The following is a 15,615-nucleotide window of genomic DNA, read 5'->3' as shown; positions in this document are numbered from 1 at the left end:
GATTGTAACAGATCAGCTCTATATGCGTTAGGCTCAGCCAGAAAACTTATCTGCAGGCCAGATTAAAAAATGACGGCGGCAAGTAAAAGCTTGCGATATTAGTTGTATTAAAACAGCAGACTTGTCAGTGCTAACAGCATGCCAATTGAAAACTTACCGCTTCAGCACACACACTGCGGCCGGCTTGCTCGGTTAATTGCATAAAGCGGATGGCGTAGCGATAACGATTACCGCTCACCGTAGGAAAAGATCCACCCGACTGCTGATATTTAATGCGCAGCAGTTCAAACTGTTCAGCATTTTGTTGGTAAAAACCGTTATCGCTGCTGATCGTTTGAAAATGGCCACGCTCACGCACAAAACTGAGTACAAATTGAATCGCTTGCTCCGTTTGTTGCAAGGCGTTATGCCATTCTGCGCGCTGCTGTTGTCGCTCTGCTTGTGGTAAGGCTAGCCAGTATTGTAGCTGTGGCATATCAAAGTAACAGCAACCACCGGGTAAGCCAAACCGTTGGCGCAGCGGCGCTAAAAACACATCATCTTTGATCGGGCTACTTAATTTGCCACTGCGTAATAAGTCACTTTGTAAACGCAGCGCTTGTTGCAGCATCACTTGCAGCTTTTTATCAGACACCGATGGATGGCGTGACCATTGCACTAATTGATTTTCACAGCGTTCAATATCTTTGAGTAAATCGGGGCGGATATCATGCCGATCTAACACATCAATCAGTGTAAATAACGCACTAAAGTAACTGAGCTGCTGTGCTTCATTTTCAAGATCGGCAAGGCTGTTAAGTTGGGTAAATAAATGCTCAACCCGTAAATAAGTGCGGATTTTTTCGTTAAGTGGATGTTCGTAAATTAATTCGGCAGTCGTCACTGCGATTTTTCACCTATTTTTTGGCTCATGGCAAGATACGCTTGATGTAAGCGGCTAATTTGCGGCAACAACTCTGCGGCAGTGCCATTGTTATCGATAACATCATCCGCAGCGGCTAAGCGAGCGGCTCTGTCGATTTGTGCTGCCATAATGGCACGAACCTGGTTTTCACTGTTGTTATCTCGCGTGGTCGTGCGGGCTAACTGCGTTTGTTCGCTCACATCCACAACCAGCACTCGAGACACCAATTTATCTAAGCCATTTTCAAGTAATAATGGCGCTACCAGAAGTGTATACGGTGTTGTGCTGGCCGCCAGTTGGCTAAGTAACTCGCTGCGGATCGCTGGGTGGAGTAAGTGTTCTAACCAGCGTTTGGCGGCGCTATCGGCAAAGATGGTCTTGCGTAATGCTGCACGATCCAACTGACCATCTGCTAATAAAATACCCGGGCCAAAGTGTTGCACAATAGCCGCTAAACAAGGGCTGCCCGGCATAACCACTTCGCGTGCAACGATATCCGCATCAACATAGTGAGCACCCAGCGCTTTAAAATGTTCTGCTACCGTGCTTTTACCGCTCCCTATGCCGCCGGTCAGGCCAATCAGCAGTGATGTTATTGCAGCAGGCTGCTTCATAGGCCGAGATAACGCAGATAGGCGCCCGTCATTTGCTCACCCCAGAGCATGGCAATCCAGCCTGCTGCGGCAATATAGGGGCCAAATGGGATAGGTGTCGCTTTATCTTTACCTTGAATGCTGAGCAAAGTCACACCAATTACCGCACCAACTACAGACGACAGTAAAATGATCAGGGGTAATTGCTGCCAGCCTAACAGTGCACCAAAAATCGCTAACAGTTTAAAATCACCATAACCCATACCTTCTTTGCCGGTCAGTAACTTAAAAGCCCAGTACACCGACCACAGGCTTAAATAACCGGCTGCGGCACCAAGCAAGGCTTGTTCTGGATTAACTATGGCACTGCTAGTGATGCTAAATAACAACATCAACCAGAGCAGGGGTAAAGTCAGCTGATCCGGCAACAGCATTTTATCAATATCAATAAAGCTCAGCGCCACTAAGCCCCAGGTTAAAAAAATCAGTACTGCACTGGTCAGAGTCGGGCCATATTGCCAAGCCACTAAAGTAGACAGTACGGCTGTTAACAACTCTACCGCAGGATAACGTGCACTAATGGCGGTTTTACACTGCCGGCAACGGCCTTTTAAGCATAGCCAACTTAACAGCGGGATATTATCGTAAGCGGCAATCGGTTGTTGGCACTTGGGGCAAGCTGAACGCGGTACAGCTAAGTTAAAAGGGGTTGCCGCTTTATGTTGCTGGTTAGGCTGAAAATATTCTTGAAATTCCGCCTGCCATGCACGCTCCATCATAATCGGCAGCCGATAAATCAGCACATTTAAAAAGCTGCCAATCACTAAGCTAAGTAACGCCACTAGGCTTAAAAAAAGCCAAGGATAAGTGCTAAAAACTAAACTTAACTCATTCATCCCACAACACTGCCCATTTGGAAGATCGGTAAATACATGGCAACTATCAGACCACCGATAACCACACCTAACACGGCCATAATCATCGGCTCTAACAAGGCAGTAAGGCCGTCTACCGCATCATCGACTTCTTGCTCGTAAATGTTAGCTACTTTCGCAAGCATACTATCTAAGGCACCGGATTCTTCACCGATAGACACCATTTGAATAACCATTTCTGGGAAGCGTTCGGTTTGCTTCATGGAGTTATGCATTTGATTACCGGAAGAGACTTCATCGCGTATTTCCATTATGGCATTGCGATAAATTTCATTGCCTGAGGCGCCCGCAGCCGACTCTAAAGCCTCAATCAGTGGCACACCGGCTGCAAAGGTAGTGGATAGGGTGCGAGCAAAACGTGCGACCGCCGCTTTGTTCAGAATATTGCCAATTACTGGCGCTTTTAAAATAAATAAATCTGAAGCCGTGCGAAATTGTAGGTTATTTTTATACGCTTTGCTTATAAGGTAACCAGTTAGTAAAATGATGCCTAATACGACCCACCAATAGCTTTGCATTAGCTCAGAAATACCTAAAACAAATAAGGTAAACGCGGGCAATTCAGCACCAAAGCTGCCAAAAATTTCGGCAAATTGTGGCACGACAAAAATAAGTAAGATTGAAGTGACAATAAGAGCAACGACTAGTACTGCAATGGGATAAAACATGGCTTTTTTGATTTTTGATTTTAACGCTTCGGCTTTTTCTTTATAAATGGCAATGCGATCAAAAATTCGATCTAAGGCACCCGATTGCTCTCCGGATTTCACTAAATCACAATACAGCTCATCAAAATACTTCGGGTGTTCGCGCAGCGTCTCAGAAAGCGGTAAACCCGCTTGAATTTTCACTGAGATTTTTTGCATTAGAACGCGTAGGCTTTTGTTATCTGAGCCATTGGCAATGAGATCAATTGATTGCACCAAAGGCACACCTGCACCCAGCATAGTGGCGATTTGTCTCGTAACAATAGAAATGTCTGCTGCGGTAATTTTGGTTTGATCACCAAATAATGACTTGGGCTTTTTTCTAACGGTGATTGGTGTTAAACCTTGTTGCCTTAATAGTGCCTTACCTTCAGCAATACTGCCCGCTTTAATTTCCCCCGATTTTTTTTCACCTTTGCGGTTGAGTGCTTTGTAAGTATGGGTATGCAGCTCTTTGATTTTGAAATTATTGTTCTGCGCCATCTGCGATTGTCCTTTTGCGGCTCTTAAAGCGTTGGTCTAGGGCTTGTTTAGCCTTTGGTGACCCGATTGACTTCAGCTAAACTGGTGACACCCGCCGCTGCTTTTAGCAAGCCTGAGCGGCGCAAGTTATTAATGCCATCCAGTTTTGCCTGATTAGCGATATCAATGGAGTTGCCGTTTTGCATAATAATATCTGCCATTTTTGGGCTGATCGGCATTACTTCATAGATACCCACGCGGCCTTTATAGCCATTGGTGCAATGCTCACAGCCAACTGGTTTAAATATTTTAATGTTATGCACTTCATCTTCTTCATAACCTTGGCGCAGTAATTCGGCTTGGGGAATGTCTTCTTGCACTTTGCAATTCGGGCAAAGCCGCCGGGCTAGGCGCTGGGCAATAATCAACGAAACCGAACTGGCCACGTTATAAGCCGGTACGCCCATGTTAAGCAAGCGTGTCAGTGTTTCCGGGGCGGAGTTGGTGTGTAATGTCGATAACACCAAGTGACCGGTTTGCGCCGCTTTAATGGCGATTTCGGCCGTTTCTAAATCGCGGATTTCACCCACCATCACCACATCCGGGTCTTGCCGTAAAAAAGCGCGTAAAGCCGTGGCAAAAGTTAACCCAGCACGCGCATTAACTTGCACTTGGTTAATGCCAGGCAAGTTAATTTCGACCGGGTCTTCTGCGGTAGATATATTGGTTTCTTCGGTATTCAGAATCGCTAAGCCGGTATACAGCGACACGGTTTTACCGCTACCAGTAGGGCCGGTTACTAAGATCATGCCTTGTGGCTGGGCTAAGGCATTTAAATACAATTGTTTTTGTGCGTCCTCATAACCCAAGATATCGATACCGAGCATAGCGCTGTCTGAGTCGAGGATCCGCATTACGATTTTTTCGCCATACAATGTCGGCAGGGTGCTGACCCGAAAATCGATAGATTTTTTTGCGGAGAGTTTCAGTTTAATGCGGCCATCTTGCGGTACACGTTTTTCGGCGATGTCCAGCCGTGACATCACTTTTAAACGGGCACATAGCCGTGTGGACAGCGCAACCGGTGGGCTGGCCACCTCAGTTAAAATGCCATCAATCCGAAAGCGGATCCGAAACATTTTTTCATAGGGCTCAAAGTGTAAATCTGAGGCGCCTTTACGAATAGCATCTAATAAAATTTTGTTGATAAAGGTAATGATCGGCTGATCTTCTTTATCGCTTTGTATGGCAGGCGTATCATCGGTTTCTTCTTCGACCACACCCATGGCCGTCAAATCCCACTCGCCATCACCTGAGCCCAAACTGGCATAAGCATTTTCAAACAGGCGTTCGATCAGCTTGGCTAATTTGTCGTACTGCACGATGACGATTTCAGCATTTAAGCCGGCATTAAATTCGAAATCTTCAATGGCGGCCATATTGGTCGGATCCACCACCGCCAGATACATGGTTCGGCCTTTTTTGGCCAACGGCAGCATATCGCTTTTACGTGTCAGTTTTTCATTGCGTAAGTCTTCGGGAATAGAGCTGACATCAAAAAAATCCAGATCCAGCATGATGTGCTGGCTAATGCTATTCGCCACTTCGGCTAACTTAACTGAATCGAGTAGCTTTTCGGTGATTAATAGTTCAGGCAAAGTACGATACTGTTTACCCTTTTCGGTAATCAGTTTCGTCACTTTATCGCCATCAATAATGCTCTGCTGGATCAATTTCTTGAGCAGGGTGGAATTACTCGTCACCGCCATAGTGGCCGTTTACTCCGGTAGCTTGAAGTTAAACAATTAGTTAAGAGTATGCCAGTATCCTTTAACTATTCAAGATTTACTGTCAATTATCCGGCAGATAGTCTATTCGCAAAGCCTGAGCGCAGCACGATATGACTTTGCCAGTTCTGTTTATGAAAATACGGCCAAGTAAACCATACTTGGCAGTGAGTTTTCTGAGCAAAATAACCGCAACATTGCGCTTTTATTCTGCTGGGTTTACGAGGCAGCATTTTTTAAGGCGTAGTAGCTAAATGTGTTATTGCTGATAGCGGCTGATTAATTCAGCCAAGCTACCATTTTGCTGCAAGGCGCTAATAGCTTGATTAAATTCGGCTAGTTGTGATTCTGATATACTTTTTTTACTGAGCATAAAGTACACCTCAGATGGCGCCAAGCTTAGTGAGAGTGGCTGTATTTGTTGGCTCAATCCTTTACGGCGAATAATCGCGGCAGCGACAAAGCTATCTTCTAGGGCACCACTGATCTCTTCATCTTGTAAGCGCGCTAAATTAAGTTCGCTGATCTGGGCGTTAACAAAGGCTTGCGGTTTTTCGCCATACAATTGATTAATTAAGTCACCATAATAATAACCACTCACCACACCGATAGTATGGCCTGCCTCGATGAACGCTGGAAAATCGGCATAATCCATTTCCACCTCGGTTCTGGTCAGTAACACAAATTGTTCTTGTCGATAGGCATTAGAAAACCAAGCATAACGTTCACGTTCAGCATTCTTTGAGGCGCTGGGTAATACATCGAGTTCACCGGCTTGTAGCTGGCTTAATAAATGCGCCCAGTCACCCGGCACCAGTTGTAACTCACAATTGAGTTCGCGGGTCAGCGCTTGCAAAATGTCGATATCTAAACCCTGTGGTTGTGCGGCTTGCCCTAAATAATGGTAGGGCTCCCAAGCATCAAAGCCAACTTTTAACAGACAGGTGTCGGGGGGCACCGGTTCGGTGGTCACTGCAACTTCTGCTATCGGATTCATAGTCGGGGTGGCTGGCGTATTCGGTTTACAGCCCACGAGCAGCATGCTAGTGAATATCAGCGTAATCGGATAAAGAAACATAGGAACACTGCGCATAGCAAAACTCCTTAGATTAAATTGACTTAATAAGTGTAGGTGTTTTTGCTTGCTTTACCAGTAAGGCTATTTGGTAGGGCTCTATTGCAAAAAAATGCAGAAAAGTTAGGTAAAGCAATAGCTAATCAAGGCAAAAATGCACTATGCTGATAATTAAAACCATTTAATCGTTATGGGATTACGTTATTTATGCGTCAACTTATCGAAAAAGCGACTACTCTGCCATCCATTCCAAAAGTGTTACAAGAACTGATTGCTAGTTTTCAGAGTGATACCGTGAGCAGCGAACACATTGCCAGCATTTTAAGCAATGACCAAGCGTTAACAGCAAAAGTATTGCGTTTGGCCAACTCAGCCAAATACGGCGGTCATCGGAAAATTGGCTCCGTCAAAGATGCGGTGTTAGTACTTGGCACCAGTACCCTGCGTACCCTAGTGTTATCGGTTGGCTTAGCTGGCAGTTTTAAGGCTATTCCAGGTTTCGATTTACCTGCTTACTGGCGCTATTCGTTTCGGATGGCGAACCGGGCAAAGTATTTAGCCAAGCTGATTAAAGCTGATGCTGAAATGGCCTACACGTGCGGTTTATTACACGGCGTGGGGGAATATTTAATTCACATCGTTAAACCCGAAATGGCGGTGTTAATTGATCAAGAAGTGGCTGCGGGTAATCGCCGCCGCGAAATTGAGATGAAACATTTAGGTTTTGATTTTACCCAAGCCGGTGCCGAGCTGGCACGGCATTGGCATTTTCCGGAAGAGATTGCTCAAGCTATTCAACATCAATACACACCCGCGAAGAGCGGCACCTTAGATCCTTATGCCTCTTTACTGGTACTAAGCCGCTATTTAATTGAGCATGAGCAGGATATACAAAAAGAACAATTTGAGTTATTCCCAGCAAAATTAGCGCATGCTCTCCATTTGCAATTAGACGACGTTTATAAGCATATTCTAGCCATGCCAGATGTTGATGCTGATATTGAAATGTTAATGGGTTAAGCCATTCGCAAAGGCCTGCTCGTTTGTTACCGGGTAGGCCTGATACAACCTCCTGTTTCCCCAAGCCCGCTTTGACATTACTCAAGTTCATTTTCGGTTATGATTCATTATGACATTCGTATGCCAACACCCTCTTAAGCCCTCTTGCAAAATATCAAAACTTAATTGATTAAGATGTGATTTTTAGTCTCTACAGTTTGCTGGCATTTAGCTGGAAATAAATTGCTTATTTTTTAGCTTTTACTTGAATTATCCCAAGATAAAAGCAAATATACAGAGTTAAGACAAGAAGACAAAGGTAGATCGCCATGCAAAAAACAGCGACATCATTATTAGAAAATTCGAGCCAATTACAATTAGAATGTGCAATCATTCTTAAACGTTATAGTTCGACACTTAAAGCCAGTGCGAAAAGTCGTTGGCCCATACTCGAAGCGCGTTTGCAGCAGCTGTTACCACAGTTGCTGCCACTGTATCTAGAGCTGTATGGTGAGCGTTACGATTGCCATTACCATTTAGAACAATTACTGAAGGTGTTAGCCAAAGCGCTGGCACAACGGCCGGATTATTTGCTGCAAGAAGATGAAGATCCACAGCAGTGGCATAAAGCGCCAACGGCGCTGGGCTCTGCTTGTTATGTCGATTTATTTGCGGGCGATTTTAAAGGTCTTGAGCAGCGTATTCCTTACCTTCAGCAAACCGGCATCAATTACTTGCATTTGATGCCACTGTTTAAAGCACCTGAGCCAAACAGCGATGGCGGTTATGCGGTATCCGATTATCGCAAAACCATGCCACATCTCGGCTCAATGCCGCAACTGGCTGAGCTGATGCAAAAATTGCATAGTGCAGGGATTAGGCCTGTACTCGATTTTGTGTTCAATCATACCTCTGATGAGCACCGCTGGGCCGAAAAAGCTAAAGCCGGTGAGCAGCAATTCCAAGATTATTACTTTTTTTTCGATGAGCAAGAACGCGATCAGTATGCGCCCTGGCTACGAGAGATTTTCCCAGAAATTCGTCGGGGTTGTTTTACCTTTGAACCCCATGCCGAGCGCTGGGTTTGGACGACCTTTAACAGCTTCCAGTGGGATTTAAACTACGCTAACCCGGAAGTGTTTAGTGCTATGGCTGAAGAAATGTTGTTTCTGGCCAATCAGGGCGCTGCAGTGTTGCGGCTGGATGCTTTAGCCTTTGTTTGGAAAGAAGCCGGCACCTCTTGTGAAAACCTGCCAAAAGCGCATACCTTGATCCGTGCCTTTAATGCGGTAGCAGCGATAGCAGCACCGGCTTTACAATTTAAATCAGAAGCTATAGTGCATCCAGATGAAGTCGTGAAGTACATTGCGCCGCAAGAGTGCCAGTTATCTTATAACCCACTGTTAATGGCCTTACTATGGAATAGCCTAGCGACCCGTAAAACACGCTTGTTAACCGAGTCATTGCAACGACGTTTTGCGATTGATCCACAGTGCAGTTGGGTCAACTACATTCGCTGCCATGATGATATTGGCTGGACTTTTGATGATAACATCGCCTGGCAGTTAGGCATTAACCCTGAACATCATCGGCAATTTTTAAATCAGTTCTATACTGGGCAGTTTGCAGGCAGCTTTGCCACGGGCGTTCCTTTTCAGCAAAACCCAGTAACCGGTGATTGTCGGGTGGCGGGCATGCTAGCGTCATTAACGGGCGTCGAGCAGGCTGTGCAAAGTGGTAACGCCACGCATTTACAATTCGCCTTAGCGCGTATTTATCTCCTGAACAGTATTATTCTCAGTATTGGTGGCTTGCCGTTACTTTATATGGGCGACGAGCTGGGTTTACTCAATGATTATGCTTATCAGGATGATCCGCACAAACGCGACGATAGCCGCTGGGTCAACCGCGTTGCCGTTAGCGAGCAACAGTTAGCTGAAGCCCACAACCCAGACAGTCTCTCAGGTAAAATCTATGCTCAGTTGCAACAGCTTATTCGCACCCGTAGCCGTTTAACGGTATTGGGGGCGGGGCAAACCGAGATCCTACAAAGCGGTAATCCGCATTTGTTCGCTTATCGGCGGCAATTAGATCAACAAAGCATGTTATGTGTGGTCAATTTTAGTGAAGAGCCGCAAGTTTTTGTGGGTGCCCCTGGTAGTCAGTGGCGCGAAGAGCTAAGCGGTGAGTTGTTGCATGGTCGCAGCTTACATTTGGCGCCTTATCAAGTGCTATGGTTAAGCGCAACGGTGAGTTAAAGGCGGTTATTGATTTACGGCTTAGTCTACTAAGCCGTAATCCTTTCAGCCTTGTATAGATTTAATTTTGATAAAAAAAAGCCCCGCAAGCGGGGCAAACTACAGAGAAAACGTTCAGAGCTAGTAGGTAATATTATTCAGTTTGCTACTCAGCATGGCGCGGTTTGCTTAACTGATTGTATAAGTCTAATGTGTGGCTTTTTGCAGTTGCTGCTCTGCCGGGTTAAACAAGAAGTTCCACCACAAACCGATACACAGCAGTACGGCAAAGCTGGTGGCCAGATAAAAGCCATAGCGCACATCACCAAACATATCGCCAACAATGCCCATCAATAAAGGCCCTAAAGCAGCGGCCAAAGCGGTAAAGGCCAAAATTAAGCCTGCGGCAGCGCCGTGCTGATTGCGCGGAAAGCAGCTAATGCCTTTAGAGTTTAAGGTGGGATACATCATCGACATAAAGAGCCCCGACAGCGGCATGAGCCATAGTGCCCAAGCAATACCTTGCCACATACTGACGATAAAACAGGCTGCGATAGCAGTACTAAACCAAGCCAATAAACTCGTCCAACAAAAACGGGTTAACAGCCATTCAGCTAAGAAGCGGCCCAGCGTGCGTAAAATAAAAAATACCGTGATGGCATGTGCTGCCATGGTGGTCCATTGGCCATCATATTGTTGCAGTAAGGTCGGTAGCCAAACAAAGATCGCCACTTCGGTTGCCACATAACAGGCGATTGCTAGCGAAAAGCCCAGCGCGTAGCGATTTTTAACTAAGGCTAAACAATCCCAAATCGAGCTTTGCGCTTGCGTAACATAACCGGGGTAATCCATGCGCCAAGCAATCAGCAGTAGTACTGCGCAAATAAAGCCGGCTAACAAGTAAAGCTGCTCCCAAGCTAGGTCATAACTCAGTAGCAGTGCCACTAAAGCGGGGCCAGCAATGGCACCGAGGCCAAAGAAACCTTCTACCCGATTCATTAAACGGGTATGACCTTGCGCATTGTTACTGATATCACCAATTAGCGCCAAGGCACCGGTTTTAAATAAACCGATACTTAAACCGCACAGGCCCAGTAGCAACAAATAAAAGTTAAAGCTTTGGCCAAGTGCAAAGGCAACACAGGCTAACGTATAAATAAATAAGCCAAATAAGATGATCTTTTTGCGGCCCAAACGATCGGCCAGTTGCCCTAGGAATAACCCAGATAAGCCAATAAAGATCATCGGTACATAATGAAAGGCGGCGGCTTGCGTCAGTGTTAGATTAAACTGAGCCACCACTTCTGGAATAATAACGCCAACGGCATCTGTGGTCATAGCGAACACAAAAAACATTAGGCAGGTCATCCATTTAACCTGATTATGGGTGTGGTTATCCACCACGACAGCAGCGTGCGGTTGAGAGTTTTGCATGTTTCTACCTTGTTAAGATCAGCCTGAGGCTAACGTTATTTTTATCAGGTGATCGCTGTAGTGACTACATGTCGTCGCCTGTTTTTAATTAACTTAAAATTACACCTTAAACGATTAAGTTGCAAGGCTTCTGCACGATATTTAAACAAAATGCTGTTAGATTAACACAAGAGGATAGTCGGTAAGTCAGGCACCTTAGCAGCTGTCGCGTAAACGCAACTCACAATCAAGCAAAACATGTTGTTGCTGTTGGCCGCTCAGTAACAAACGGGCGGCAGTGCGGCCTTTCTCATCACTATGCTGGGCAATCGTGGTCAGTGCAGGGTAGGCACGCTCGGCCTCTTCAATGCCATCAAAACCGACAATGCGTAGATCTTCTGGAATGCTTAAGCCCAGTTGGCGGGCGACAGCGATGGCTCCTAAGGCGATGCGATCACTCATACAAAGTAATAACTGCGGCCTGGGATGTTGAGTAAGGGCTTCACGTGCTGCGGTTTCGGCATAATGATGCGTATTAACAGGGATATGCCACACTTGTTCGGCTGGCAAGGCTCGATTTTGCGCTTGCATCGCCGCTAAATAACCATCGAGGCGCCGCCGCGCGATGGATTCTTCTTGCTGATACAACTCGTTCGGTTGCATCCGACAGACACGGTCTGAATCGAGTAAACGTAAGCCCAATACTGCCACCTTGCCGGCTTGTTGGTGCAAGGCATACTCTGCAATGTCATAGGCATAACGGTAATTATCGATATTGACAGAACCCACATCGGGGAGGTTACAGTCGACGGTGATCATCGGCTTTCCACTGGCCAATACACGGTCGAGTTGCTCGGGGTTTTTCGAGCGGCCATAAATAATAAAGCCATCCGGCATGGCTTCGGCCGTGCTGTGCACCGCTTTGCTACCAGAGAGCAATAACATATCTTTACCCTGCTGCTGTAGTACTTCGGCAATACCTTTAATCAATTGGCTCGCTACCGGATCGCTAATGGCATAATCGAGCGAGTCGGCGAGTAAGATGGCAATCATATCTGAACGGCCGGTGCGTAAGCTGCGCGCCGTGGCATTCGGGCCGTTAAAACCAAGCTTTTCACTTTCGGCCAAGATATGGCGGCGCAAATCAGTAGACAGTTGGTCTGGCCGATTAAAAGCATTTGAAACCGTTGCCACGGACACCCCTAGGTGCTTAGCCAGTGATTTCAATGTAATTTTTGCCATACTGTACTATCCTTAAACTTCTTTTAGACTTGCACTACCGACGCAGATTAGATTTTCTAAAAAGAAAAAGCTGCACGTTAATGCAGCTTTACATATCTCTTTTCACATTGCTAGTTAGAAAAGCGCTCAACTCACTTAGAATTGGTAACGTATGCCTAACGAAGCGGTGCGACCGTTAATGGTTCTGGCCGTAATAATCCCGTTTGCTGGAACACTGCCTTGTTCAGCTTCAGTAATACCCACAGTATCGAACAGGTTATTTACATTCAGTGAAAGCGTTAAGTTTTGAGCTAACTCATAGTTAGCAAACGCATTAAACTGTGTATAAGCATCAAACTTCAGATCATTGTTATCTTGCGCATAGGCACCGGTCGTTCCGACTACAGTGAAACCGACCTGTGCGTTATCCATCGTATAACGTGCTAATAAGTTATAGATAAAGTCGGCTTGACGACGTGGCGTATTACCTACTACCGCTGGATTAAGTGCATCTTGGCTGATTTCAGCATCCGTCCAAGTCACCGAACCGCGGAAATCGAAATCACCAATCCGATAGCTACTCTCTAACTCAACACCTTTGGCTTCATATACGCGGTCAAAAAACTGTTGAGTTGTGGCTTCAAAGTTTTGTTCATCGGTTTCAGCAAAAAACACTGTGGCGAACAGGTTTAAATTACCATGACGGCTCTTGCTACCAAACTCGTACTGTTTTACTTGATCTACCGCATCTTGAGCTGCTACTGAACCATCAGCATTGACTTTGCCAAACAGTAAACGGTCGGCATTAGCACGGCCACCTTTACTGATGCGACCAAACACTGCCCAATCATTACTGTATTGGTAGTTAGCACCAACTGAGTAAGAATTGTAGCTCCAGTCATAATTCACTAACTGTGGGTTAGCTAAGTCGATACCTGAAACACTTTGTTCAACTTGGCTAATCACGCCATCGCCATTCATATCACGGCTGCTTTGTACAGCACCTGCGTAGGTACCTGTCGCATCACCCATATCACGACGAATACTGGCTTCGAATGACCAATCGCCAAAGCCCCAGCTTGCAGAAGCATAAGGTGCTTTGATGCTGTAATCGGTGTTGTAATTCCGTTGACAACAATTGCCCCAGAATGGCACGCCATAAGCTAATAAACCCTTCTCAGAAAACGCTGTGCCATTTGCAGCGGTAACATCAAGTAGTTCTGCGTTATCGCCTTTTAAGGCCATAAAATAGGAGTTCCACAGCCAAGACATATCAATAGTCTGATCGGCGATGTAATAGCCTAAAGTCACATCCACTTCACCAATGCTACGGGACAGTTTTAAGTCGTTAACCATTGAACCGAAATCGTTGATCTCAACATCAAAGGTATGAATACGCATCGCATTGGCACTGGCATCATAACGCTCGCCAGCCTGAGGTCCTACGGCGTAACGAACGACCGCACCTGGCCCTGCAATACTGTCGGCAATACTTTGACTATTATCCACTTCGGCTGGGAAGGGGGTAATAAAATTGCCGCTAACACTGCTAATGCGGAAGCGGTTATCCAGTGTCCAGTTATCATCTAAATCAAAAACGGCTTCTACACCGAAGCTATTCACTTCAGGATTCATCCCGTTACGAATATCACCGCGCGAGATCTGATTGGCACCATTTAAGCGCACGGTCTCGGTTAAATACACGGATTGTAAGGTGTCTTGTTGCGAATCGTAGCCCGCTACTGAGCTGCCATCGGCACGCATTGGCATTGGCATATAGCTGGCAACACGGTCATTTAAGTGTTTGGCATAAAGCCGTACATAGCCAGTATCAAATTCTTTAGTGAGATTGGCTTTTATTTGATAACCACGTTCACCTTGGTAACCAGGATCACGAATGCCTTCGCCTTGACGGACAAAACCACCCAAATGGAAGCGGGTATCTGCATTAATATCGCCACCGTATTCAAAGTCAGTACGGAACTGGTCGTAATTTAAACCAGTTGTCATGGCGATACTGCCACCATTATCGGCGCCTGTTTTACTTAAAAAGTTAATCACACCGCCAGGTGAATTACTGGCAAGCGTACTGGCTGAGCCACCACGGATCACTTCTAACCGCGAGAGGGTAGCATCGGCACGCACAAAGATATCGGCGTTACCAAAGGCAATATCACCAAACTGTACTACGGGTAAGCCATCTTCTTGTAAAGTTAAAAATTTAGCACCGCCTGCGGCAACCGGTAAACCACGAACAGCGATGTTAGCGTTACCTTCACCACCGGTTGATTCACTGCGTACACCGGGCAGCATACGGAAGATTTCGGCAGTTGATCTTGGCGCACTCGCATCAATATCTTCTAGTGTCAAAGCACTCACTGACACACTAGATTGCATCACGGTTTGATTACGTGAGACAGAACCTGTAACGATAATACGTTCAAAGCCCAAACCGGTGGGCTCAGCAGCTTGTTCAGCATTTGCGGTTTCAGTCTCGGTGTTGTCTTGTTGCGCCTGCGCAGCATTAGCAGTTAAAGCTAAGCTAATAGCCAGCGCCAAATAAGAACGGCGATTTGGTGTTGTTTTCATCTGGTGTCTCCCTTGTCGGTCTTGAAAAAATATTATTATCATACGGTGATTAAGACTACTTTTTGACTCTTTCTAAATCGTTTCAGATGAGAGGCGAAAAATAGCTTTTGTATAATTTCATTATCAAGTGTGCTTTTGCAGCATTCTTTGATTTATAGTAGCAGTCTAAGCTAATTTTGCTTGTTTTAACCAAAAACAGCAAAGTTAGCTAAGCGCTTTCAAACATAAACTTGGTTGTTTCTTCGAATTGATATGCTACGTTAAAGTTATCTTAAACGTTTTACCTCTAAAATTTGCAGTCGTCAAGAGTGGTTAATAACTAAACAGGTTTTTTTTTTGAAAAAAATGACATGACTACTGAGGTTCGGTATTGGCATCGTTGCTTTCTGGTTAATTTAAAAGGTCATTCGTTAGTGTGAGAATTTAGAGGGCGTAATTAAACGCAACGCCATCTTATCAACACCCATATCTACGGCGACAAGTTATAAGGGCTGTATTCGGTATCTGTAACATCGCCTACTGCCTGAGCCATCAAGGGGTTGGTTTCAAGCCATGATTCTGTCGCAGCAAAGCGGCATCACTTGGACAAGCAAGAGAACAGAGGGTTTTCTGGGGCGACAAGTAGCCAGGGGCAGGGCGCAGTGAGTCCAGAGCCTTGATCTTGATGGATGACGGGTGCGCTACACGCACAAC

General features: G+C 45.7%; 11 protein-coding genes. 2 read left to right on the top strand and 9 right to left on the bottom strand.

The features are described 5' to 3' along the window. Nucleotides 1-130 precede the first annotated feature (130 nt). The 6 genes from zapD to JAO78_RS14790 form a co-directional block, all read right to left on the bottom strand. On the bottom strand, nt 131-883 hold the full coding sequence (zapD, locus tag JAO78_RS14815) for a cell division protein ZapD (RefSeq protein ID WP_226752145.1): 753 nt from the start codon (nt 881-883) through the stop codon (nt 131-133). Next, a complete protein-coding gene (coaE, locus tag JAO78_RS14810) occupies nt 880-1,518 on the bottom strand; it encodes a dephospho-CoA kinase (protein ID WP_226752144.1) in 639 nt (212 codons plus the stop codon). The genes zapD and coaE overlap by 4 nt, the downstream gene beginning before the upstream one ends. Beyond that, entirely contained in the window at nt 1,515-2,393 is an 879-nt protein-coding gene (locus JAO78_RS14805; RefSeq protein ID WP_226752143.1) for a prepilin peptidase, read from the bottom strand. The genes coaE and JAO78_RS14805 overlap by 4 nt, the downstream gene beginning before the upstream one ends. Then, a complete protein-coding gene (locus tag JAO78_RS14800; protein ID WP_226752142.1) occupies nt 2,390-3,622 on the bottom strand; it encodes a type II secretion system F family protein in 1,233 nt (410 codons plus the stop codon). The genes JAO78_RS14805 and JAO78_RS14800 overlap by 4 nt, the downstream gene beginning before the upstream one ends. Nucleotides 3,623-3,669: 47 nt before the next feature. Beyond that, nucleotides 3,670-5,370 (bottom strand): type IV-A pilus assembly ATPase PilB, encoded by a 1,701-nt coding sequence (gene pilB, locus JAO78_RS14795; RefSeq protein ID WP_226752141.1) that lies wholly within the window; start codon nt 5,368-5,370, stop codon nt 3,670-3,672. Nucleotides 5,371-5,647: 277 nt separating this feature from the next. Beyond that, nucleotides 5,648-6,481 carry a substrate-binding periplasmic protein gene (locus tag JAO78_RS14790; RefSeq protein ID WP_226752140.1) on the bottom strand — a complete coding sequence of 278 codons (834 nt, stop codon included), beginning with the start codon at nt 6,479-6,481 and terminating at the stop codon, nt 5,648-5,650. Nucleotides 6,482-6,670: 189 nt separating this feature from the next. On the opposite strand from JAO78_RS14790, the gene JAO78_RS14785 reads away from it, so the two are divergent. Then, on the top strand, nt 6,671-7,483 hold the full coding sequence (locus JAO78_RS14785) for an HDOD domain-containing protein (RefSeq protein WP_226752139.1): 813 nt from the start codon (nt 6,671-6,673) through the stop codon (nt 7,481-7,483). A gap of 308 nt (nt 7,484-7,791) precedes the next feature. Continuing rightward, nucleotides 7,792-9,720 carry an alpha-amylase family glycosyl hydrolase gene (locus JAO78_RS14780; protein ID WP_226752138.1) on the top strand — a complete coding sequence of 643 codons (1,929 nt, stop codon included), beginning with the start codon at nt 7,792-7,794 and terminating at the stop codon, nt 9,718-9,720. 186 nt (nt 9,721-9,906) lie between these two features. Here JAO78_RS14780 and JAO78_RS14775 read toward each other — a convergent pair whose 3' ends face one another. The 3 genes from JAO78_RS14775 to JAO78_RS14765 all read right to left on the bottom strand — a co-directional run bounded on the left by JAO78_RS14775 (nt 9,907) and on the right by JAO78_RS14765 (nt 14,922). Beyond that, nucleotides 9,907-11,133, bottom strand: a complete 1,227-nt coding sequence (locus JAO78_RS14775; RefSeq protein WP_226752137.1) for an MFS transporter — start codon at nt 11,131-11,133, stop codon at nt 9,907-9,909. Nucleotides 11,134-11,328: 195 nt separating this feature from the next. Beyond that, entirely contained in the window at nt 11,329-12,354 is a 1,026-nt protein-coding gene (locus JAO78_RS14770; RefSeq protein ID WP_226752136.1) for a LacI family DNA-binding transcriptional regulator, read from the bottom strand. Nucleotides 12,355-12,489: 135 nt separating this feature from the next. After that, nucleotides 12,490-14,922 carry a TonB-dependent receptor domain-containing protein gene (locus JAO78_RS14765; RefSeq protein WP_226752135.1) on the bottom strand — a complete coding sequence of 811 codons (2,433 nt, stop codon included), beginning with the start codon at nt 14,920-14,922 and terminating at the stop codon, nt 12,490-12,492. Between the last annotated feature and the right edge of the window lie 693 nt (nt 14,923-15,615).

Source organism: Alishewanella maricola (assembly GCF_016343785.1).
Taxonomy (GTDB): domain Bacteria; phylum Pseudomonadota; class Gammaproteobacteria; order Enterobacterales; family Alteromonadaceae; genus Alishewanella; species Alishewanella maricola.
Note: the sequence above shows the minus strand (reverse complement) of the source record. Positions and strands in the feature narration are given on the sequence as shown.

What these genes read in the sequence shown, in the direction of transcription:
- coaE (WP_226752144.1), bottom strand. Translation starts at nt 1,518, where the DNA reads ATGAAGCAGCCTGCTGCAATAACATCACTGCTGATTGGCCTGACCGGC.
- JAO78_RS14805 (WP_226752143.1), bottom strand. Translation starts at nt 2,393, where the DNA reads ATGAATGAGTTAAGTTTAGTTTTTAGCACTTATCCTTGGCTTTTTTTA.
- JAO78_RS14800 (WP_226752142.1), bottom strand. Translation starts at nt 3,622, where the DNA reads ATGGCGCAGAACAATAATTTCAAAATCAAAGAGCTGCATACCCATACT.
- pilB (WP_226752141.1), bottom strand. Translation starts at nt 5,370, where the DNA reads ATGGCGGTGACGAGTAATTCCACCCTGCTCAAGAAATTGATCCAGCAG.
- JAO78_RS14790 (WP_226752140.1), bottom strand. Translation starts at nt 6,481, where the DNA reads ATGCGCAGTGTTCCTATGTTTCTTTATCCGATTACGCTGATATTCACT.
- JAO78_RS14785 (WP_226752139.1), top strand. Translation starts at nt 6,671, where the DNA reads ATGCGTCAACTTATCGAAAAAGCGACTACTCTGCCATCCATTCCAAAA.
- JAO78_RS14780 (WP_226752138.1), top strand. Translation starts at nt 7,792, where the DNA reads ATGCAAAAAACAGCGACATCATTATTAGAAAATTCGAGCCAATTACAA.
- JAO78_RS14775 (WP_226752137.1), bottom strand. Translation starts at nt 11,133, where the DNA reads ATGCAAAACTCTCAACCGCACGCTGCTGTCGTGGTGGATAACCACACC.
- JAO78_RS14770 (WP_226752136.1), bottom strand. Translation starts at nt 12,354, where the DNA reads ATGGCAAAAATTACATTGAAATCACTGGCTAAGCACCTAGGGGTGTCC.
- JAO78_RS14765 (WP_226752135.1), bottom strand. Translation starts at nt 14,922, where the DNA reads ATGAAAACAACACCAAATCGCCGTTCTTATTTGGCGCTGGCTATTAGC.